Below are 21,025 nucleotides of genomic sequence, written 5' to 3'. Positions count from 1 at the left end.
TGCCCGGACGACCGTTCGACACCCCCGATCCATCGGGAGTTCACGTCCCGCGGATATATCGCTACGATAGGTCGCATGGCACGGCGCGGGGACACCATCGAGCTCGCAGTCCTCGGACTGCTGCACGAGGGACCCATGCACGGCTACGAGCTGCGCAAGCGGCTCAACCTGATGCTGGGCTGGGGCCGCCTGCTGTCGTACGGCTCGCTCTATCCCGCGCTGAAGAAGATGCTCCGCGGCAACCTCATCGAGGAGACCGTGCCCTCGGGACCCCAGTCCCGTCGGCAGCGGATCGTCTACCAGGTGACCGACCTGGGCACCGAGGAGTTCTCGCGCCTGATGTCGGAGGTGGGTCCGACCGCTTGGGAGGACGACAACTTCGACATCCGGTTCCGGTTCTTCTCCTCCACCGACATGGAGATCCGGCTGCGCGTCCTCGAAGGACGTCGCTCGCGGCTCCAGGAGCGGCTCGACCGCGTCCAGCGCGAGCTGGCCATGACGCAGGCCGAGGCCGACCGGTACGCCGCCGAGCTGCAGCGTCACGGAGTGGAGTCGGTCGAGCGTGAGGTCCGTTGGCTCTCGGAGCTCATCAACGCCGAACGCAGCGTGCAACAGGCAACACCCGGACCGGAGACGCCGACCACAGCAGCACCGTCGGCTCCGTCCTGACCACCGCGGTTCAGGTCAGCACCTGATCATTCACGAGATGTCATGAGTAGCAAGGAAGGTAACCCCATGGGTTCGGTTCGAGTAGCGATCGCCGGCGTGGGCAACTGCGCCACGTCCCTCATCCAGGGCGTGCAGTACTACCGGGGCGCCGATGCCGCGAGCACCGTCCCGGGGCTCATGCACGTCCAGTTCGGCGAGTACCACGTCGGCGACGTCCAGTTCGTCGCCGCGTTCGACGTCGACGACAAGAAGGTCGGCAAGGACCTGTCCGAGGCCATCAACGCCTCGGAGAACAACACCATCAAGATCGCCGACGTCCCCACCCTCGGGGTCGAGGTGCAGCGCGGCCCGACCCTCGACGGTCTGGGCAAGTACTACCGGATGACCATCGAGGAGTCCGGCGCCGACCCGGTCGACGTCGTCCAGGCGCTCAAGGACGCCGAGGTCGACGTCCTGGTGTCCTACCTGCCGGTGGGCTCCGAGGAGGCCGACAAGTTCTACGCGCAGTGCGCGATCGACGCCGGCGTGGCCTTCGTCAACGCGCTGCCCGTCTTCATCGCCTCCGACCCGGTGTGGGCCAAGAAGTTCGAGGACGCCGGCGTCCCGATCGTCGGCGACGACATCAAGTCGCAGGTCGGCGCCACCATCACCCACCGCGTGATGGCGAAGCTGTTCGAGGACCGTGGCGTCGCGCTGGACCGCACCTACCAGCTCAACGTCGGCGGCAACATGGACTTCAAGAACATGCTCGAGCGCGAGCGCCTGGAGTCCAAGAAGGTCTCCAAGACCCAGGCCGTCACCTCGAACCTCAACGGCTCGCTGGCCAACGTCGGCGCCGACGACCGCAACGTCCACATCGGCCCGTCCGACTACGTCGCGTGGCTCGACGACCGCAAGTGGGCCTACGTCCGCCTCGAGGGTCGCGCGTTCGGCGACGTCCCGCTCAACCTCGAGTACAAGCTCGAGGTCTGGGACTCCCCGAACTCGGCCGGCATCATCATCGACGCCGTCCGGGCCGCGAAGATCGCCAAGGACCGCGGCGTCGGCGGCCCGATCATCCCCGCCTCGGCGTACCTCATGAAGAGCCCGCCGGTGCAGATCGAGGACACCGAGGGCCGCGTCCAGCTCGAGGCCTTCATCAAGGGCGTCTGAGACCAGTTCACGCGAGACCCCGCACCCGCTCTCGGGTGCGGGGTCTCGTCGCGTCCGGAGGCGCTCAGCCGGCCAGGGTGTCCTGCGCGAGCGGACCCAGCACGTCGAACTCGTAGTCCTCGGCCCGCGCGATGTGCACCTGCTGGTACGACGACCCGGCGCCGAGGCGGACCGTGCCCCGCGGTCCGTCGTAGGTGACGCCGCGCTCCTCGATGGCCGCGAGCATCCGGGCCGGGTCGGCGCTGCCGACCGCGCTGGCCGCCGCGGCGAGCGCGAGGATGCCCTCGTAGCAGGACTCGGCGGCGTTGTTGAGCGCCGGGGCGCCGGGGCCGAACCGGTCGGCGTAGGAGCCGGTGAAGTCGATCGCCGACGAGGTGACCAGGCTGTTGAAGTAGGCCGCCGCGACGTAGAGGTCGCGGGTGGCGCCGGCACCGGAGGCGAGGAGCATGTTCTCCTCCATGAGCGGGCTGAACCGGACCAGCCCGTCCTGCAGGCCACCGGCCGCGAACTGCCGGTTGAACAGCACGGCGTCGCGCCCCACGAGCAGCATGATCACGCCCTGCGCGCTGCTGCCCCGCACGTCCCGGAGGACGCCGCGGAAGTCGCGGCACCCGTAGCGGACGAACTGCTCGTGCACGATGTCCAGGCCGGTGGCCCGGGCGTAGGCCCGGATCGCCCGCAGGGTGCGGCGCGGCCATACGTAGTCGGCGCCGACGACCGACCAGCGGCGGATGCCGAGGTGCTCGCGCAGCCAGCTCAGCCCCGGCGCGACCTGGAGGGAGGGCGTCTCCCCGGGGCAGAGCACCGCCTCCTGGCCGGCGCCCTCGTGCAGCGAGGTGTAGACGTACGGCACGCCGAGCCCGGCCAGCACCGGCGCCATGTGCTGGCGCACCGAGGAGATGTGCCAGCCGACGACCGCATGGATCCGGCCGGCGGCGACCGCCGCCGCGGTGCTGTCGCAGAACTGCTCGAGCGACGCGCCGGCGTCGAGCACCTCGACGTCGACGGGTCGCCCGAGGATGCCGGCGCGCTGGTTGAGCTGCGCGATGGCGAGATCGGCGACCTTCTCGCACGACGGCCCGAAGATCCCGCCCGGCCCCTGCAGCGGGATCGCCAGCCCGACGCGGAACGCGTCCACACCGCACCCCTCTTCCGGCCAACCCGCGCCGATATCACCGAATGGAATATTCTGGGAGTATGGAGCGCGACATCGGACGGGTCAAGGGATGCAGGAGGCACCGATGACGACCGGGCACGGGGAGCTGGCCGTCCTGCTCATCGGCCGCGCGTCGCGGCTGGAGCGCGCGATCGGCGCCGCGCTCGCGGGCACGCCCCTCAAGACCCCGCACTGGCTGGTGCTCACCGCACTGCACGCGCGGCCCGACGGACAGACGATGACCGATCTCGCCCAGGCCGTCGGCCTGCCCGCACCGACGCTGACGCGCAGCGTCGACCGGCTGGTCGACCACGCGCTGGTGCACCGGGCCCTCGACGGGCTGGACCGGCGTCGGGTGCTGGTCCAGCTCACCGACCGGGGCCGGGCGACGTACGACGACCAGTGCGTCCGCGTGCAGGACGCGATCGCCGCCGAGCTCACCGAGCTCGCGGACTGGGAGCGGGAGGCGCTGCGCGGGCTGCTGACCCGCACCTCTTGATTTAATTCCAAATGGAAGTAATGTGCTCCACGTCACCCCCGACGAACGGAGGCATGAGTCCATGTCCGACAGCACCGACTTCACCCGGTCCGGCGTATCCCGGTTCCCCGACCGCGACCTCGGCATCCAGCGGTTCCGCTGCGAGGTCGGCGTGCCGCTCGCCGAGCAGAAGCACCTCGGCCACAACCGCTGGCACCCCGACATCCCGCCCCTCATCGAGGTCGGCCTCGGCGACGAGCTGATCCTCGAGAGCGGGGGGTACGACGACTACCAGCTCCGCGACGTCGACGACGACCAGGACATCCACACCTTCGACCTGACCCGCACCCACCCGCTGACCGGGCCGGTGAAGGTCGACGGCGTCAAGGCCGGCGACCTGCTGGTCGTCGACATCCTCGACGTCCAGCCGCTCTCGGGCATCGGCTACTCCAACATCCTGCCCGGCATGGGCGGGCCGCTGGCGTCGTCCTTCCCCGACGGCTACAAGACGGTGTGGGACCTGCACGGCCTGTTCGCCACGAGTCGGCAGATCCCCGGCGTCGAGATCCCGGCGATCAGCCACCCCGGCATCATCGGCGTCGCGCCGTCGCACGACCTGCTGCGCACCTGGAACGAGCGCGAGGACCCGTTCATCGCCGACGGTCTCGCCGCGCCGCGTGCCGACGCGCGGGACACCGCGGTGCTCCGCGACCTCGAGGGGGAGGAGTGGGCCCGGGTCGCCGAGACGGCCGCGCGCACCATCCCGCCCCGCGAGAACGGCGGCAACATGGACATCAAGAACCTCTCCCGGGGCTCGCGGGTCTACTTCCCGGTGTTCGTCGACGGCGCGCTCTTCTCCAGCGGCGACTTCCACTTCTCCGAGGGCGACGGCGAGATCACCTGGAACGCCATCGAGATGGACGGCGTCGGCTGGTACCGCTTCGGGGTGATCAAGGACGGCATGGCGCGCTACGGCGTCCGCACGCCGATGTTCCGCCCCTCGCCGGTGGACCCGCAGTTCGGCACCCGGTACCTGTCCTTCACCGGGCTGTCCGCCGGCGGCAAGGAGCAGCGCTACCTCGACACGACCATGGCGGTGACGCAGGTCGTGGAGCAGGCGATCGAGTACCTCGGGAAGTTCGGCTACAGCCCCGAGCAGGCCTACACGATCATCTCGGTCGCTCCCTGCGAGATGCACGTCGGCGGTGTCGTGGACATCCCCAACGCCGCCGTGGTCCTGAAGATCCCGCTCGACATCTTCGACCAGGACATCCTGCCGCAGCCGAAGTGACCGACCCCGTCGCCGCCCGCCCGCGCCGGGCGGGCGGCGACGCTCTCGAAAGGTGAGAAGTCCATGAGCAACATCGGGCTCTTCTACGTCGGCGCGGTCCTCATCGTGAACGGCGTCATGCTGCTGGGCTGGCTGACCCCGCGCGCCGCGGCGCCCCTGAACCTGTTCGTCGGCGCGATGCAGGTCATCACGCCGACGTACCTCGTGATGACCTCGGGCGGCGACCCGCAGGCGATCCTCGGCGCCTCGGCGCTGTACCTGTTCGGCTTCACCTACCTGTGGGTCGGCATCAACGCCCTGGCCGACCTGCCCGGGCACGGACTCGGCTGGTTCTCGCTGTTCGTGGCGGTCTTCGCGGCCGGCCACGGGATCGACAGCCTGCGTGCCGACGCTCCCGTCTTCGGCGTGATCTGGCTGTCCTGGGCGGTCCTGTGGACCCTGTTCTTCCTGCTGCTCGGCCTCGATCGGACCGGGCTCGGCCCGATCACCGGGGCGCTCGCCGCCGTCGAGGGCGTGCTCACCGCCGCGCTGCCGGCGTGGCTGCTCCTCCACGACGGCATCGAGGAGTCGTGGGCGGTCGCCCTCGGCGGCCTCGTCGGCGGCACCGTGCTCGTGGCCCTCGTCCGGCGGTGGTCCGCCCCGCTGCGGGCGCGCCTGGTCCCCGCCGCGGCCTGAGGATCGGCGCCGACCGTCAGCAGGCGGGCGGCGGCTGGAGCTGCATCCGGGTCCACACCGGGCGGTGGTCGGACACGGCGGAGAAGAGCACCTCGGCCTGGAGCGGCGTGAACCAGCCGTCGTGGAGGATGAAGTCGATCCGGCTGCCGGGGCGGTCGGCCGGCACCGTGGCGCCCTTGCCCTTGCCGACGGCCCAGGCGTCGCCGAGGCCCGAACGGCGCAGGATCGTGATCGCGCGGGCGTCCGGTCCGGTGTTGAGGTCCCCGCCGAACAGCTTGGGCAGCGGGTCGGCCGCCATCAGCTGCACGACCGTCCTCGCCGCCACCGTCCGGGCCCGTCGGGAGCGGTGGTCGAAGTGGGTGGCGTACACGCTGACCGGAACCCCGCCGACGTCGACCTGGGCGTGCAGCAGGCCGCGCAGCTCGCGTCCGCCCGCCATCGGGAGGTGCGTGTTGCCCGACGCGGTGATCGGGAACCGGGACAGGATCGCATTGCCCCGGGGTCCGGCGCCGGTGTTGCGCGAGTTGCCGCCGTACGCGTGGTGGAGGCCGGTCCTCTGGCCGAGGACGGCGGCCTGGTCCAGGTTGCCGCTGACCGGGCGCCCCTTGTCGACCTCCTGCAGCAGTACGACGTCCGGCTGCCAGGTGGTGATCTCCTCGGCGATCCGGTCCAGCTGGACCCGGCCGTCGTGTCCGGTGCCGAAGTGGATGTTGAACGTCAGCACCGTCAGCTGCAGCGGCGCCGGGGTCGGGCAGGTCGGCGGCACCGTGGGCGTCGGCGTGGGGGGCGGCGGCTCGGTCCGGGTCGGCGTCGCGCCCGAGGACGGCGGGGGCGGGACCGTGGTCGGGGCCGTGGTCGGCTCGCCCGGTCCTCCGGTCGGCGGACCGCTCGGGTCCTGGAGCAGCAGCACCACCGCCACCGCGACGAGCACGACGAGCGCCACCGCGACGGTCGCGAGCCTCGTCGCGCGGCTGCCCTCGGTCACGCGCCTATTGAACCGGGAGCCCGGCCGGCCTCAGCAGCCGGGCCGGGCGACGCCGGCGGTACGGCGGATCGGCTCAGGCCTCGGCCTCGGCCTTGATCCGCTCGAGGGTCTGCCGGATGCCCCGGCGCAGCTCGTCGGTGAACGGCCGCTGACCGCCGAGCACCAGCTTGGTCAGCACCATCGAGACCCCGGAGACGCCGTCCGGCGTCTCCCGGCGCTCGGTCAGCCGGGTGCCGCCGCCCTCGGTGGGCTCGAGCTGGAAGGACCAGACGGTCCGGTTCTCGCGGATCCGGAAGGCGAAGTCGCCGGGGGTCGAGCCGGTCGGCGGCTGGAACCGGACGACCTTGCCCCCGGTCGGCCACCGCTTGATGCCCTGCTTGTTGAGGTTGCTGAAGACCGCGCCCTGCTTGACCACGCCGCCCTTGACGGTCGACTTCACGACCTGCGGGCTGCGCTTGGCCATGGCCGGGATGTCGGTCACCAGGCTCCACACCTTGTCGGTGGGCGCGGCGATCTCGATGGAGTCCTCGAGGAGCTTCTCGTAGGTGTCGGCCATGGCGGTGCCTTCCGGAGGGAACAGGGTGGTTCCCGGCAACCTACCCGCAGGTAGCAGACCGGCGGTATGTGACCCCGCTCACCGCCGCCGACGGGAGTTGATGAACCATTGTTAGCGTCTGCTCCGTGGCCGACTCGGTGACGTACTCCTACGCAGGCGGATCCCGCCTCGAGCCGCGGGCCGAGGGCTCGACGCTGACCCTGGCGACCAGCGGCGGCCTGCGCGGCGTACGACGCGACCTGGTCCCCGTCGCGCACCCCTTCTTCTTCTCCGGCTTCGTCGAGCATCCCGACGTGGTGGCCGCGGCGCTGCTCGTCGTGGCCCGGGTCGCCCGGACCAGGTACTACGTCCCGCCGGGCATGCTCGCCGCGCTCCTGCGCGCGGCGGACCCGGTCGTGACCTCAACCCCCGAGGGGCTCCGGTTCGAGTCGTTCAGCGCCTGCTGCGGCGTCTACGCCCGCCTGGACGTCGACAGCGGCGCCCTGGACGCCGAGCACCACGCCACCGGCGTGACCAATGTCGACGTGAACCCGCCGCTGCGCCAGGCGCTCGCGGGACTGCGCCCTGCCGAGCCGTTGCACCTCGGGGTCGGCGCCGAGCTGCGGGTCACGACGCTCGACGCGGAGACGGTCGAGGAGCGGGTGCCGCTGCCGAACCGGTGGCTCAAGGGCTTCGCGGAGACCCAGCTGCTGGGCGCGGGGATGCGACTGCGGCACGCCCTCGGGCCCGCCGACCTGCGCCGCTTCGTCCAGTCCCTGCCGAAGAGCTCGGCCACCCGGACGGTCATGTGGGCGACGCCGGCGGTCCGCTCGCTGCGCCTCGCGTCGCGTCCGACGCCCGGAGCGGTGTGCGTGGCGGGACCCGAGCGGCTGCGGGTGCTCGAACCGCTGGTCCGCTTCGCCACCGGCCTGCGGGCGTACGGCGCCGACGCGGCCCCCGGCTCGCCGCCACTGCCGTCCGGCTGGGTGCTCGACCTGCCCGGCGGCAGCGTGACCGTCGCGCTCAGCCCGGAGAAGTCGCGGGGGTTCTCCGGCGAGGGCTCGGTGCTCCATGCCCTGGTCGGCGACGACGTCACCGACGACGCCGACCTGCTCTCCGCGCTGTTGGCCTTCGACCCGCGCATCGACGTCGACCGGCTCGGCGCGGAGGCGGCACTGAGCCCCGACCGGGTCTGCGGCGCGCTCGGCGTGCTCGCCTCGTCGGGCCAGGTCGGTTTCGACCTCGGCGCCGGGGCCTACTTCCACCGGCCCCTGCCGGTGGCGACCGACGCGCTCGGCCGGCTGCATCCACGGCTGGCCGACGCCCACGGCCTGGTCGACGCCGGGGCGGTGACCCGACGTGAGGGCGGCTTCGAGGTCCGGTCCGGCGCGACGACGTACACCGTGCGGCTGACGGACGACCCGGACCGCTGCACCTGCCCGTGGTTCGCCAAGTACCGCGGCTCGCACGGCCCCTGCAAGCACGTGCTGGCCGCGCGGATCGTCGCCGGACGGGAGTCGTCATGACGACCGTGGCCGAACGGCGCGCGCTGCTCAAGACGGCCGCGGACAGCCACGGCGCCGAGGCCCTGGCCGCGCTGCGCACCGCACTGGCCGGCGCGAGCGAGGCCGACCGCAAGACGCTGGCCCGGAGCCGGCCGCCGAGCCGCTGGTTCCTGGCTGAGGGACCGACGCCGCGGGCCTGCCTGGCACTGGGCGGCCTCGGCAGCGCGAAGCTGATCGTGGACACGATCTCCACCGGCGAGGGGTTCGGGCCGACGTACGACGCGCGGGCCGGCGTGCTCACCGACCAGCTGATGGCGGCGGTCGCGGACCGGGACGACGCCTTCCTGCTCGACCTGGTCGAGCGGGTCGCCGACTGCTGGTGGCGCTCCTACGCCCTGAAGCAGGCGCTGGTGGTCGGGATCGTGGCGACCGGCCGGGTGCTGCCGCGGTCGGTGGAGTACCTGCGCTTCATGGTCCAGGAGCTGACCCGGGTCGACAGCACGGACGACTGCTACCAGCCCGAGACCGACGTCGCCGGCCGGATAGCGACCTGGCCGCGCTGTCACGACGAGAGCCTGTGGCACCTCTTCGAGACCGAGGGCATCGGCGAGAACCACTTCCTGACTGATCAGGAGGGCGGCCAGTGGGACACCGCGATCGCGACCCTCGCCGCCGATCCCGAGACCCGCGCCCGGCTCCTCGACGCCAGCCTGGGTGCGCTGCTGCGCGACTTCCCGGCCCGCTCGGTGCGCTGGTACCTCCAGGTGCACCGGCTGCTGGACCCGACCGCCGCCGAGATCGGGGAGCGGGCGGCGACCTGCCTGGCCGTGCTGCAGACCCAGCCCGGCACCGCCGTCGGCCTGGCCCAGGAGCTGTTCACCCGGGCCGAGCTGACGACCCTCGACGCCACCGCGCTGGTCGACGCCTCGGCCGCCGTCCTGCGGCGCACCGAGAAGAAGCTGCGCAAGACCCAGCTCGGACTGCTCGCCGCGCTGGTGAAGACCCACCCGGACCTGGCCGCCCGGGTCAGCGACGCGGTCGCGGAGGTGGTCGCCGAGCTGCCCAGCGACCTGGTGCCGGCCGCACGTCGGTTGGTGCTCACCGAGGCCGCCGACGGGGCCAACGCGGAAGGAGCCGACGACCGGAGCGGTACGCCGGTCGTCGTACCGCCGCCGCGGGGGACCGACCTCCCGGTCAGCTGGCCCGCGCCCACGGCCCTGGACCGCGACGAGCTCGCCGACCTGCTCGCCGAGCAGCTCGAGGGCGTCGGCGACGGGGCGGACCTGCCCCGCCTCGTCGAGGCGCTCGACACGACCGCACCCGGTGAGCTCCCGGACGCCCTCCTCGACCGTGCGCGGGCGGTGCTGGCCGTCGTCGTCGATCCCTGGACCCCGGACATCGCCTCGCCCCGCCGCCACGTCGCCGCGATCCTGCTGGCCCGGTCGGGGGAATCACCCCCGATCGTGGACTTCGCCGGCTTCGAGCAGCGGGTGATGCTGCGCGCCGGCGAGCCGGTCCCCGACGACGTCGTGGTCGAGGAGCACACCCTCGACAGCTATCAGCTCGGCGACACCGGGGAGGAGGAGCTCGTCGACACCTGGACGGTGCGCAGTGGCCGCCGGTTCATCCCCACCCACGCCCCGGAGGCGCTCTTCGCGCAGGCCATGACCCAGGGCCGGCTGGGCGGGTGCTCCGGCCACACCGAGACGGCCCGCCGCACGCCGCCCGAGCGACAGGTCGTGGCCTGGCGGCGCGTGCTGCTCAGGCCCGGCCCCGGACCATGGGGCCACGACCCGGTGGTCGGCGGCGGCCGGCGACCGGGCTGGCTCCCCGCCGAGCCGGTGCCGGTGCCGGAGCACCCCGACTTCGCACAAGCCGTCCTCGACGTCGCCGACGTGGGGGCCGAGTTCACCTACCGCGTGCACGCTGCCCGGTGGCAGGACGGCTTCGACCAGATCGTGCAGTGGACCGCCTGGGTGCTCCGCGACAACCCCGACACCCTCGCCGCCCACGCGCACCCGATGCTGTGCGCCGCCACCGAGGTGGCCAACGTGCGCGGGATCGGTCCGCTGTTCGCCGCCCTGGGCCGGTCGCCGTACGTCCTCGCGGGGCCGGGCCTCAGCGCTCTCGCGCTCGGCCTGTCGGCGAAGACGCCTGAGCACCGCACGCTGGCCGCCGAGGCGGTGGCCGAGCTCGCCGAGCGCGGGCTGCTGCGGCCCGACCTGTTCGCCGAGCAGATCGCGACCCACCTCGCCGACGGGTACGTGATCGCGGGCCGGGTGACGCAGGCGCTGAGCGACGCCGCCACGGTCAGCGCGCTCGCCGGACACCGGGTGCTGCTGACCCTCGCCGCGCTCCTCGCCGACGGCGTCGCCGTGAGCAAGCTGGTCGAGCTGACCGCCCGGTTGGCCGCCGACTACGGCACGCCGATCGCCGTACCCGATGCGCTCACGCCGCGGGCGAAGGGCTCCACGGTGCTGGCGGCGGCACTGCGTGCGTTGCGCGACCAGCAGCCGCGGCGCACCGAGCTGGCGGTGCTGGCCGCGGAGCAGGCGGAGCGATGAGGTTCCAGCGGGAGAACGAGTTCTACGCCGCGCTCGGCTCGCTGGTCGAGCGCGGGCTGACGCTGAGCGAGATCCATGCCGCGATGCTCACCGTCGCCGAGAAGGACATGCGGCAGGTCGACGGCTCGCCCGCGCGGATCCACGACCTCGCGACGGGGTGGATGCAGTGGCCGACGTTCGTGCCGATCCGCCTCGCCGAGCGGTACGGCGACCTGGCGGTCGAGCACTCCGACGACTACGTGCTGGCGATGATCGGCGGTGCGGGCGCGCGCGGCGACGGCCGGATCCGGGACCACCTGCTGCGCCACGACGATGCGCTGCGCGAGGAGACCTTCTGGCGGATCTTCGAGGTCGAGGGCGGCGGCGAGGTCTCGCTGGCCAATGTCGACAAGTTCTCCCACGAGGACGCCTCCTGGAAGCTGAGCGTGCTCACCCTGGTCGCCGACGACACCCTCGACCGGGCCCGGGTGCTGCGCGGCTGCCTGCAGGCGCTGGGTCGCGACTTCTCCAGCTATCGCGCCGGGTGGTTCTCCCGGCTGTACGCCGAGCTCGCGCCGAGTGCCGCCGAGGCGGCGGCCGACCAGGACCTGCTGCTGTCCCTGCTGGGGTCGTCGGTGACGGCGACGGTCTCGCTCGCCGCACGTCAGCTCACCGCGCTGCATCGGGCCGGGCTGCTCGACGGGCCGGGATTCACAGCGTCCGCCGCGCCGGCGCTGACGGGAGGCAAGTCGGTCGCGACCGGCGTACTCAAGATCCTCGGCGCCCTCGGCGACGGCCCCGCGGTAACGGCCGCCGCCGGCGCGCTGCAGCATCCGCATCCGGACGTGCAGCGGGCCGCCGTGCGGCTGCTGGAGACGCACGGACGCGGCGACCTGGTGGCCGCCGACCAGGATCTGCTGGCTCCCGCGGTGGCGGCCGAGTCGGCTCCGGCGGCGACGTCCCCGAGCGACCTGCCGACGACCGCGCCACCGCTACCGCAGCCCACGGCGGTGACGCCCTGGACCGACGACGACGCCGTCGAGCGGCTCGCGGCGCTGCTCGAGGACGGTGCCGACCCGATCGAGCTGGAGCTCGCCCTGGCCTGGCTGGCGCGGCTCCCGGACCCGGCCACCGCGCTCGGCCCGCTGGTCAAGCGGGCGCGCAAGCGGCTGAGCTCGGAGAGCCGGTATCTGGCCCACCTGCTCGTGGCTGTGGCGGAGCCCGACGCCGACTTCCTCCCGCAGCAGTCCTACGCCGCCCCGTTCGATCAGGTCGTGGACGGCCTGATCGTCGTCCAGGGCACGCCGGTGTGGCTGCCGACCGAGGAGCAGGCCTCGCCGGTGCCGCTGCTCGTCGCCCGGCTGCGTGAGGTCGCCGCCATCCTGCAGGGCCGGGCCCCACGGCGTACCCTCCTCGCCACGCCGACCGACACCCACGGCGGCCTCGACCCCGAGGTGTACGACGAGCGCCACCGGGCCACGGAGTCGGCCGGCCTGCCACCGCTCCCGGGCGACGAGCGCGCCGCGCGGTGGCGGGTGGACGGCGCCACCCATCCCGAGGTCAGGGTCGAGTGGCTCAGCAGCACCCACAGCTATGAAGAGCGTGGCCGGCAGCGCAGCCACACCTGGTGGCGGCCGAGCATCGTCGGGTCGCCGGACCGGCACTGGTCGGCCGACGACCCCGGCGTGATCCCGTCGGGGGAGCCCTTCTCCCACATCGCGCCCGTCGCGCTGCGCGCCCTCGGCACCCTGCACCCGAGGTCCACGCTGCCGTTGGCGGCCGCGACCATCGGCCTACTGAACGCGGCGGCCCAGGAGCCGACTCCGGTGGGCGAGGACCACGTCCTGGCCGCGCTCGCCGAGCATGCCGGCTCCTGGAGCCCGGTCACCGCCCAGCTGGTCGGCCTGGGCCTGTCGGCGAGCCGGGCCGAGGTCCGCGCAGTCGCCGCGGAGCTGCTCGTCGCCGCGGTGCCGACCCGGATCGACGTCACCGGCCTCACGGTCGGGCTGGCGGCGTGCGCCCCGGCCTGCACGCTGAGCCGCTGGGCCTCGTCGTTCGCCGACGCGGCCACGATCTCCGGGCACGGCAACGCGGTCGTGGTCGACGTCCTCACCCGCCTGCTGCCGGCGCTCGATCCCAGCGACCGGGCGATGGGCAGGCTGCTCACCGTGCTGGCCGACGAGTCGATCCGCGGCGGGCGGCCCGTCCTGGACGCGGCGCTGCGCGGCTGGCTCACCGGGTTCACCGGGTCCTCCGGGGCCGCCAAGACCGCGAAGGCGCTGCTGGCGCGGGGCTGACGACGCCTCGGCCTGGATCCGGCCTCAGCCTGAATCCACCGATTTCCCGCTGCTACGCGCCACCAGCCGGGCGCGTTGGCTGCGTTGCCGACGCTCGACAGACGCCCAGTCTGGCTTCGCGCCGGACGCCTTGCCACCGCACCCGTCTGGTGGCGCTCGCGACGCGGCAGATCGGTGGATTCAGGCTCAGCCGCGCGCGGCCCACCACTCCCGGAGCGCGGCGGCCGCGGCGTCCTGCGCCATCGGGCCGTTGTCGAGGCGCAGCTCGAGCAGGAACTTGTAGGCCTCGCCGACCTCGCGGCCCGGGCCGATGCCCAGGATCGTCATGATCTGGTTGCCGTCGAGGTCGGGCCGGATCGAGGCCAGCTCCTCCTCGCCCGCGAGCCGGTCGATCCGGGCCTCCAGGTCGTCATAGGTACGACGGAGCCGGTCGGCCTTCTTCTTGTTGCGGGTCGTGCAGTCGGCGCGGGTCAGCACGTGCAACCGCTCGAGCTGGTCGCCGGCGTCGCGCACGTAGCGACGCACGGCGGAGTCGGTCCACTCGCCGGAGCCGTAGCCGTGGAACCGCAGGTGCAGCTCGACCAGGTCGCCGACGGCGTCGATCTGGTCGTTGCTGAACTTGAGCGCCCTCATCCGCTTGCGGGTCAGCTTGGCGCCGACCACGTCGTGGTGGTGGAAGGTGACGATGCCGTCGTCCTGGAACCGCCGGGTCTTCGGCTTGCCGACGTCGTGCATGAGCGCGGCGAACCGGGACACGAAGTCGGGCGCGGGGATCTCGGCGCGCTCCGCCAGCCGGGGCTCCAGCTCGATCGCCTGCTCCAGCACGGTGAGGGTGTGCTCGTAGACGTCCTTGTGCCGGTGGTGCTCGTCGCGCTCGAGCTTGAGCGCCGGCAGCTCGGGCAGGACCCGGTCGGCGAGCCCGGTCTCGACGAGGAGCTCGAGCCCCCGCCGGGGGTACGGCGCGCAGATCAGCTTCGTCAGCTCGTCGCGCACCCGCTCGGCCGAGATGATCGTGATCCGGTCCGCCATGTCCGTCATCGCGCGCACGACCGACGGGTCGACCGCGAAGCCGAGCTGCGCGGCGAAGCGGGCGGCCCGCATCATCCGCAGCGGGTCGTCGGAGAAGGACTGCTCGGCCGTCCCCGGCGTGCGGAGCACCCGGTGCGCGAGGTCCACCACCCCGCCGTACGGGTCCTCGAGCTCGCGGCCCGGCAGCCGGACCGCCATCGCGTTGACGGTGAAGTCGCGGCGGCCGAGGTCACCGGCCAGCGTGTCGCCGTACTGGACCTCGGGCTTGCGCGAGTCCGGGTCGTAGGACTCGGAGCGGTAGGTGGTGACCTCGACGATCCAGTCGCCCTTGCGGCAGCCGATGGTGCCGAAGTCGCGGCCCATGTCCCACCAGGCGTCGCCCCAGGACTTGAGGATCTTGTCGGTCTGCTCGGGGCGGGCCGACGTGGTGAGGTCGAGATCGTTGGACGCGCGGCCGAGCATCGCGTCGCGCACCGGCCCACCGACGAGGGCCAGCTCGTGGCCGGCCGCGGCGAAGCGGGCGCCGAGGTCGTCGATGACCGGCGCGATCCGGTCGAGCTCGGCGGCGACAGCGGCCTGGACGTCGACCAGCCTCAGCGGGGCGCCGGGGGGTGTCTGGTCGGGCGTGTCGGTCACGGGCGGAGAGTCTAGGCGGGACGCCGTCAAGGCCCCCACTACCCTCGGGTTCGTGGTCCGCCGTCCTTCCCGCCTGCTCGCAGGCTTGGCGACCGCTCTGCTCCTCGGCCTCGCCACTCCCGCGCTGGCCGGCGTCCCCGCCGCGTCCGCGGCCCCGGGCGGACCCGCGCCGGCGGCCGCGCCCGAGACCGCGCCCAAGACCGCGGAGTACGACCCACCGCTCGAGGTCACCATCGACGAGCTCACGCCCGGCGTGCTCCCCCGCACCGGCCCTCTGGTCATCCGCGGCTGGGTCACCAATGTCGACCTCGAGACGTGGCAGCGCATCAACCTCTACCCGATGTTCGGCGCCGGCGCCGACTGCGTCGGCTGCCCGCCGGCGATGACCACCGAGGCCGAGCTGATCGATGCGGTCGCCACCGACCCCGAGGCCCAGGTCGGTGTGCGCAAGATCGACGACCCGGACGTGCAGGCGCAGATCGAGACCCTCGGCCCGGGCGAGTCCCAGGCGTACTCGATCCGGATCCCGCAGCGGGTGCTGCGCGAGGTCTTCGCGGACCCGACCACCGGCGTGTACTGGTTCGGGGTGCACGCCCTGGGCGAGAACCCCGACGGCCGCGACCTCCTTGCCGACGGGCGGGCCCGCACCTTCCTGCCGTACGTCGAGCCGGGCACCTCCGCCCGGGTCGACACCGCGGTCGTCGTCCCGCTGCGCGGCCGGGTGGCGCACTCGGCCGACGGCGAGCTCGGCCGCACCGACTGGTGGGAGGAGGCGCTCTCGCCGGAGGGCGTCCTCGGCGGCCCGCTCGCGTTCGGGTCGGCGAGCGGCACCGCACCGGTGACCTGGCTGGTCGATCCCGCCGTGCCCGACGCGGTCAACCAGCTCGCGGCCGGCAACCCGGTCCGGGCGATCACGCCCGTCGCCCCCGACGGCGGGTCGGAGGAGAGCGAGGACCCCTCGCCGAGCGGGTCCCCGAGCGACGACGATGCTGACGAGGCCGGCGAGGGCACCGACGACGCGGCCGACCTCGGCGCCGCGACGCTGGACCCCGACGACACCCTGGTCCGCGCGGCCCAGAGCTGGGTCCAGCGCGCGGCGACGGTGCTGCCCGACGACACCGTGGCCGCGCTCCCGTACGGCGACCCGGACCTCTCCGCCGCGGCGCGGGCCCTGCCCAGTCTCTACGCGACCGCCCGCAAGCACGCGGCGCCGACGCTGGCCGCCTGGGGCGTCGAGGCGACCCCCGTCGTCGCGTCCCGCAACGGCTATCTCGACGCCGCGGCGATCGCGGACGTCGACGACGGGGCGACGGTGCTGCTCGGCGAGCAGATGTTCTCGGCAGAGGCCTTCCCTGACGGCGCCCCGGTCGGCGGCCTCGTGGACGACCGGCCGATCGTGCCCACCAGCACCGCGACCGCCCGCGGCGGTCCGGGCCCCGACCCGGCCCTGGCGCCGGTCGCCCTGCGCCAGCGGCTGCTCAGCGAGGCGGTCGTACGGATCCTGCGGGCCGGTGACGAGCGACCCGATCCGCTCGTGGTCGTCCTGCCCTCCAGCATCGACGCCGCCGGCGCCCGGGACTTCTGGTCCGGGCTCGACACCGACCTGGTCACCCTCGTCGACCTCCCGACCCTCACCCGCACCAACGACCTCGCCGTCAACACCGCCGACGCCGACGAGCGCCAGCTCGACCCGGACGACCTCGCCTACCCGCAGGGCCAGGTCGCCGCGCAGCTCGACGCGAGCGTGTTCAACGAGGCCGGCAGCCTGATCCGCGCGGGCCGCTCGCTGCAGAGCATCCTCGGCGAGGCCTACACGATCGGCGACACGCTGGTCGGCGAGGCGCTCGCCGGGACGTCGTACGCCATGCGCGACGACGCCGACGCCGGGCCGCGCCTGGGCCGCTCCCGCGCGTGGGTGGAGGACCAGCTCGACCAGGTCGGCCTCGACGCGCCCCAGGGGGTCACCCTGTCGAGCAGCTCGGGCAGCTTCAACGTCGCGGTCAGCAACACCCTCGACCACGCGGTGACGGTCCGGATCGAGGTCGCGACCGACGACGGCGCGACGATCTCGGTGGCCAACCCCATCGTCCTGGCGGCCAACAGCCGATCGTCGGTCCCGGTCAGCGCCGACATGCGCGGCACCGGCGTCCACAACGTGCGGCTGCGCCTCACCGACGCCGACGGCACGCCGCTCGGCGCCGAGGACGAGCTGCCGATCCGCTCCGGGCAGGTGGGCGTCGTGATCTGGGCGATCATCGGCACCGGCGCCGGCATCCTCTTCGTCGCCATCGGCATCCGCCTGGTCCGCCGGTTCCGTGCCGCGCGCGGCGAGGCCGCCTCGTGACCGACGGCGACACCACGGGAGGCGCCGCCGGCGAGCAGCGCCGGATCCTCGCCAACACCGCCGTGATGGCGGCCGGCACCGTCGTGTCCCGGTTCAGCGGGTTCATCCGCTCGACGCTGCTCGCCGCGGCACTCGGCATCTCCCTGCACGCCGACATCTTCACCGTGGCCAACACGGTGCCGAACATGCTCTACATCCTGCTCGCCGGCGGCGTGTTCAACGCGGTGCTGGTGCCGCAGATCGTCCGCGCGATGAAGAACGACGCCGACGACGGCGCGGCGTACGTCAACCGGGTGATCACCCTCGCGGCCTGCTTCCTCGGCCTGGTGACCGTGCTGCTCGTCCTCGCCGCGCCGTTCGTCATGCACGTCCTGGTGCCGAGCTACGACGCCCCGCACCTCGCCGAGCAGCGGCAGTCCGCCATCGACTTCGCCCGCTTCTGCCTGCCCCAGGTCTTCTTCTACGGCATGTTCGTGCTGTTCGGGCAGGTGCTCAACGCCCGGGGCCGGTTCGGGCCGATGATGTGGGCGCCGATCGCCAACAACCTGATCTCCATCGCGGTCCTGGTGACCTACCTCGTCGCGTTCGGCCCGGCCAGTCCCGCCGAGCAGCTGGCGGCATTCACCCCCGGCCAGGAGCGGCTGCTCGGCATCGGCTCCACCATCGGGATCGCGGCCCAGCTGCTGGTCCTGGTGCCCTACCTGCGCAGCAGCGGCGTGCGGATCCGGCCGCGCTTCGACTGGCGGGGCGTCGGCCTCGGCCACACCTTCAAGCTCGGCCTGTGGACCGTGCTGTTCGTGGTCGTCAACCAGATCGCGTACGTCGTCGTGGTGCGTCTCGCGTCCGGCGGCACGGCCTCCGCCGCCGACGGCACCGGCATCACGATCTACTCCAACGTGATGCTCGTGGTGATGGTGCCCCACTCGATCATCACCGTCTCCCTGGCGACCGCGATCCTGCCGCGCCTGTCCGCCGCCGCGGCCGCCGCCGACATGGGCCGGCTGGCCACCACGCTCGGCAGCACGCTGCGCACGGCGCTCGTCGTCGTCGTACCGTTCTCGGCCCTGCTGCCCTCGATCGCGCTGCCGCTGGCCCAGGTCGTGTGGGGGCACGGCGCGACGGCCCCCTATGTCTACCGCTTCGAGTCGTCGATGGTGCTCTTCGGCTTCGCTGTCGTCGCGTTCACCGTGCACTACCTGGTGCTGCGCGGGTTCTATGCGCTCGAGCTCAACCGGCTGGTGTTCTACGTGCAGTGCGCGATCGCGGCCACCAACATCGGTCTCGCGATCCTCCTCGTCGCCCAGGTCGACCCGTGGGACACCGCACCGATGCTGGTGCTGGCCTACGCCGGCGCGTACGCGGTCGGCGCGACGATCTCGTCGGTCGTGCTCGTCCGCCGGCTGCGCCGAGGTGGCGCGGCGCGCGGCGTCGCCCGCCGCTGGCAGGGGTTCGTGCTGCGCCTGCTGGGAGCGAGCGTGGTCGTGTTCGTGGTCGCCCGGTTCCTCGACATCGTGGTCACCGACACCGTCGTCGAGCTGGTCGGCCGGCATCCGCACTGGACCCTGGCGGCGGTCGAGGTGGCGATCGTCAGCGCGGGCGCGGGGGCTGCGCTGCTGACCGTCGCGGGGCCGCTGCGGCTGACCGAGGTGACCTCCGTGGCCGACACCGTCGCCGGGCGGCTGCGGCGGCGCTGAGCCGGTCTAAGGTGACCCGGAGGGACAAGCAGAGGGACACCTGAGGGACACGAGGGCGAGCAGGGGGTCGAGGTGGCGACGTCGACGCGGTCGGGCGATGTCCTCGCGGGCCGCTACCGGTTGATCGACCTGCTGAGCGAGAGCGGGGGCGGGCGGTTCTGGCGCGCCCACGACGGGATCCTCGAGCGCTTCGTCGCACTGCACGTCATCGCCCACGACGACGCCCGCGCCCACGCGCTGGTGGAGGCGGCGCGCACCTCCGCGCAGGTCCTCGACCCGCGGATCCTGCGGGTCCTGGACGCCGAGGAGGAGGACGGCCGCTGCTTCGTGGTCAACGAGTGGGGCACCGGCATCTCCCTCGACATCCTGGTCACCCACGACGGGCCGCTGGCCCCGCGCAACGCGGCCTGGCTGGTCGCCGACGTCGCCGACGCGCTGGCCCGCGCCCACGCGGCGGGCGTCACGCACGGCCGGCTCAACCCGGAGAACGTCCTCATCGACCGGTACGGCGCCGTGCGGATCATCGGGATGTGCGTCGATGCCGCCCTGCACGGACTCTCGCCCGGCGACGTCCAGGGCGACCTGGAGGACCTCGGCGGCCTGCTCCACTGCGCGCTCACCGCGACCTGGCCCGGCCCGTCCGGCTCGATCGTCCCCGCCGCCCCCCGCGAGAACGACACGACCCTCAGCCCCCGCCAGGTCGTGGCGGGCGTCCCGCAGCCCCTGGACGTGCTGTGGCGCGAGCTCGACCAGCGCGCGGGGGCGCCCGTCCCGTCGCGCCGCCGACGGCGCGGCAGCGATCATCCCGACGTGTCCACGGCCGCGGCGATCGCCGCGGAGCTGGTCGCCTTCGTCGGGGATCCGGCCGGGATGCCCGAGCAGCTGGCGCGGGCGGTGCCCCCGATCAACGAGCTGCGGCCGGTGTGGCTGCCGGCGCTCGCCGACCCGCTGCCGCACGACGCGTCGCGCGACGACATCCCCGTCGTACCGCCCGCCGCGGCCGTCGCGCCCGACCGGGCGCCGGACCCGGAGCCTGACAGGGGACCGGAGCCTGACAGGGAGCCCGACCGGGGACCGGAGCCCCACGAGCCCGACGAGTCCGACATCCCCCTGGTGACCGAGCTCCCCACCGAGGCCGGCATGCCGGTCTTCGGCGAGGAGGACGTCACCTGGCTGCGCACCCGCAGCACGCCACCGCCGCCACCGCCGCCGTTCGAGGACCTGCCCGAGCGCCCGCTGTTCGCTCCCGACCCGCCGGGCGGCGTACGACGCCCGCGGCTGCCACCCGTCCCGTCGGGGGAGGTGCCCGGCGGCCCGCCGTCCAGCGGCTTCTGGCCGTGGGAGACCGGCGCCGGCCCGGACGACGGCGGCTCGACCGACAACCTCGAGAAGGTGCCGGGTCGGAGCTGGCTGCGCCTGGCCATGGCGGTCGCGCTGGCGGTGCTGCTCCTGGTCGCGATCGCGATCGCGTTCAACCTCGGCCGGGGCCGCACCGCACTCGGCGGCGACCCGGAGGAGACCCCGACCACGGTGGAGACCAGCACCGGCCGGGCCGCGGTCCTCGACGGGATCGCGCTCGACGACCTCGACCCCCTGGGCGACGGCGAGGAGGACCCGGGGTCCCTCGAGAACCTGACCGACGGCGACGTCCGCACCACGTGGAGCACGCAGACCTACTTCGACAACCAGCTGGGTCCGCCGCCGGGCCTCAAGACGGGTGTCGGCCTGGTGATCGACCTGGGCGCGGTCCGCACGGTCGACAGCGTCACGGTGCGGATGGTCGACGAGGGGTCGATGGAGCCCAACCAGGTGTCCCTCCACGCGGTGCCGGGCACCGCCGCGCCCACCGACGCACCGACCGGCACCCCGGCCGCCACCCAGGCCGGCGGCGGCGTCCTGACCCTCGCGGGGGCGGATCCGGTCCGGTCTCGCTACCTTGTCCTGTGGTGGACGGCCCTGCCCGAGGTCGACGGCGACTTCCGGGCCGAGGTATCCGAGGTGGTGGTCCGTGGTGAGTGACGTGCGCGAGCCAGTGG

The 21,025-nt window shown here is 73.3% G+C and carries 15 protein-coding genes; 11 read left to right on the top strand and 4 right to left on the bottom strand.

What is annotated here, in order from left to right; genetic code table 11:
• Nucleotides 1-75 precede the first annotated feature (75 nt).
• Both KVF89_RS23260 and KVF89_RS23255 read left to right on the top strand, forming a co-directional pair.
• Nucleotides 76-669, top strand: a complete 594-nt coding sequence (locus KVF89_RS23260) for a PadR family transcriptional regulator (protein ID WP_257428967.1) — start codon at nt 76-78, stop codon at nt 667-669.
• Nucleotides 670-735: 66 nt separating this feature from the next.
• Nucleotides 736-1,821, top strand: a complete 1,086-nt coding sequence (locus KVF89_RS23255) for an inositol-3-phosphate synthase (RefSeq protein ID WP_257428965.1) — start codon at nt 736-738, stop codon at nt 1,819-1,821.
• 64 nt (nt 1,822-1,885) lie between these two features.
• On the opposite strand, the gene KVF89_RS23250 is transcribed toward KVF89_RS23255, so the two are convergent.
• Nucleotides 1,886-2,959: a substrate-binding domain-containing protein gene (locus tag KVF89_RS23250; protein WP_257428963.1), complete on the bottom strand. Its 1,074-nt coding sequence runs from the start codon at nt 2,957-2,959 to the stop codon at nt 1,886-1,888.
• Nucleotides 2,960-3,062: 103 nt separating this feature from the next.
• Here KVF89_RS23250 and KVF89_RS23245 point away from each other — a divergent pair, with 103 nt between their 5' ends.
• From KVF89_RS23245 to KVF89_RS23235, 3 genes are all read left to right on the top strand, one after another.
• Entirely contained in the window at nt 3,063-3,476 is a 414-nt protein-coding gene (locus KVF89_RS23245) for a MarR family winged helix-turn-helix transcriptional regulator (protein ID WP_257428956.1), read from the top strand.
• A gap of 61 nt (nt 3,477-3,537) precedes the next feature.
• Nucleotides 3,538-4,746 (top strand): acetamidase/formamidase family protein, encoded by a 1,209-nt coding sequence (locus tag KVF89_RS23240; protein ID WP_257428954.1) that lies wholly within the window; start codon nt 3,538-3,540, stop codon nt 4,744-4,746.
• Nucleotides 4,747-4,809: 63 nt separating this feature from the next.
• Nucleotides 4,810-5,421, top strand: a complete 612-nt coding sequence (locus KVF89_RS23235; RefSeq protein ID WP_257428952.1) for an AmiS/UreI family transporter — start codon at nt 4,810-4,812, stop codon at nt 5,419-5,421.
• Between the two features lie 16 nt (nt 5,422-5,437).
• On the opposite strand, the gene KVF89_RS23230 is transcribed toward KVF89_RS23235, so the two are convergent.
• Both KVF89_RS23230 and KVF89_RS23225 read right to left on the bottom strand, forming a co-directional pair.
• Nucleotides 5,438-6,406 (bottom strand): endonuclease/exonuclease/phosphatase family protein, encoded by a 969-nt coding sequence (locus tag KVF89_RS23230; protein WP_257428950.1) that lies wholly within the window; start codon nt 6,404-6,406, stop codon nt 5,438-5,440.
• Between the two features lie 73 nt (nt 6,407-6,479).
• Nucleotides 6,480-6,962, bottom strand: a complete 483-nt coding sequence (locus KVF89_RS23225) for an SRPBCC family protein (RefSeq protein WP_257428949.1) — start codon at nt 6,960-6,962, stop codon at nt 6,480-6,482.
• Between the two features lie 125 nt (nt 6,963-7,087).
• Here KVF89_RS23225 and KVF89_RS23220 point away from each other — a divergent pair, with 125 nt between their 5' ends.
• Genes KVF89_RS23220 through KVF89_RS23210 form a run of 3 tightly spaced genes read left to right on the top strand, consistent with a single transcriptional unit; the run spans nt 7,088 to nt 13,286 of the window.
• Entirely contained in the window at nt 7,088-8,467 is a 1,380-nt protein-coding gene (locus KVF89_RS23220) for an SWIM zinc finger family protein (protein ID WP_257428948.1), read from the top strand.
• On the top strand, nt 8,464-11,010 hold the full coding sequence (locus KVF89_RS23215; protein ID WP_257428946.1) for a DUF6493 family protein: 2,547 nt from the start codon (nt 8,464-8,466) through the stop codon (nt 11,008-11,010). The genes KVF89_RS23220 and KVF89_RS23215 overlap by 4 nt, the downstream gene beginning before the upstream one ends.
• Nucleotides 11,007-13,286, top strand: coding sequence for a DUF6493 family protein (locus tag KVF89_RS23210; protein ID WP_257428944.1), 2,280 nt, complete (start codon nt 11,007-11,009; stop codon nt 13,284-13,286). The genes KVF89_RS23215 and KVF89_RS23210 overlap by 4 nt, the downstream gene beginning before the upstream one ends.
• A gap of 186 nt (nt 13,287-13,472) precedes the next feature.
• On the opposite strand, the gene KVF89_RS23205 is transcribed toward KVF89_RS23210, so the two are convergent.
• Entirely contained in the window at nt 13,473-14,912 is a 1,440-nt protein-coding gene (locus KVF89_RS23205) for a CCA tRNA nucleotidyltransferase (protein WP_257429186.1), read from the bottom strand.
• Nucleotides 14,913-15,003: 91 nt separating this feature from the next.
• On the opposite strand from KVF89_RS23205, the gene KVF89_RS23200 reads away from it, so the two are divergent.
• From KVF89_RS23200 to KVF89_RS23190, 3 genes are all read left to right on the top strand, one after another.
• The gene (locus tag KVF89_RS23200; RefSeq protein WP_257428942.1) at nt 15,004-17,295 is read left to right on the top strand and encodes a DUF6049 family protein; all 2,292 of its coding nucleotides are present in this window, start codon (nt 15,004-15,006) and stop codon (nt 17,293-17,295) included.
• Nucleotides 17,292-18,989, top strand: a complete 1,698-nt coding sequence (murJ, locus tag KVF89_RS23195) for a murein biosynthesis integral membrane protein MurJ (RefSeq protein ID WP_257428941.1) — start codon at nt 17,292-17,294, stop codon at nt 18,987-18,989. Before KVF89_RS23200 ends, murJ begins: the two co-directional genes overlap by 4 nt.
• A gap of 72 nt (nt 18,990-19,061) precedes the next feature.
• On the top strand, nt 19,062-21,008 hold the full coding sequence (locus tag KVF89_RS23190; protein WP_257428933.1) for a protein kinase family protein: 1,947 nt from the start codon (nt 19,062-19,064) through the stop codon (nt 21,006-21,008).
• The last annotated feature ends 17 nt before the right edge of the window (nt 21,009-21,025 follow it).

Origin of the sequence: Nocardioides carbamazepini, from assembly GCF_024614185.1 — a bacterium.
GTDB classification, from domain to species: domain Bacteria; phylum Actinomycetota; class Actinomycetes; order Propionibacteriales; family Nocardioidaceae; genus Nocardioides; species Nocardioides carbamazepini.
Note: the sequence above shows the minus strand (reverse complement) of the source record. Positions and strands in the feature narration are given on the sequence as shown.

Bases quoted from the DNA above. Each gene is read 5' to 3' on its own strand.
- KVF89_RS23260 (WP_257428967.1), top strand. From the start codon at position 76: ATGGCACGGCGCGGGGACACCATCGAGCTCGCAGTCCTCGGACTGCTG.
- KVF89_RS23255 (WP_257428965.1), top strand. From the start codon at position 736: ATGGGTTCGGTTCGAGTAGCGATCGCCGGCGTGGGCAACTGCGCCACG.
- KVF89_RS23245 (WP_257428956.1), top strand. From the start codon at position 3,063: ATGACGACCGGGCACGGGGAGCTGGCCGTCCTGCTCATCGGCCGCGCG.
- KVF89_RS23240 (WP_257428954.1), top strand. From the start codon at position 3,538: ATGTCCGACAGCACCGACTTCACCCGGTCCGGCGTATCCCGGTTCCCC.
- KVF89_RS23235 (WP_257428952.1), top strand. From the start codon at position 4,810: ATGAGCAACATCGGGCTCTTCTACGTCGGCGCGGTCCTCATCGTGAAC.
- KVF89_RS23225 (WP_257428949.1), bottom strand. From the start codon at position 6,962: ATGGCCGACACCTACGAGAAGCTCCTCGAGGACTCCATCGAGATCGCC.
- KVF89_RS23215 (WP_257428946.1), top strand. From the start codon at position 8,464: ATGACGACCGTGGCCGAACGGCGCGCGCTGCTCAAGACGGCCGCGGAC.
- KVF89_RS23210 (WP_257428944.1), top strand. From the start codon at position 11,007: ATGAGGTTCCAGCGGGAGAACGAGTTCTACGCCGCGCTCGGCTCGCTG.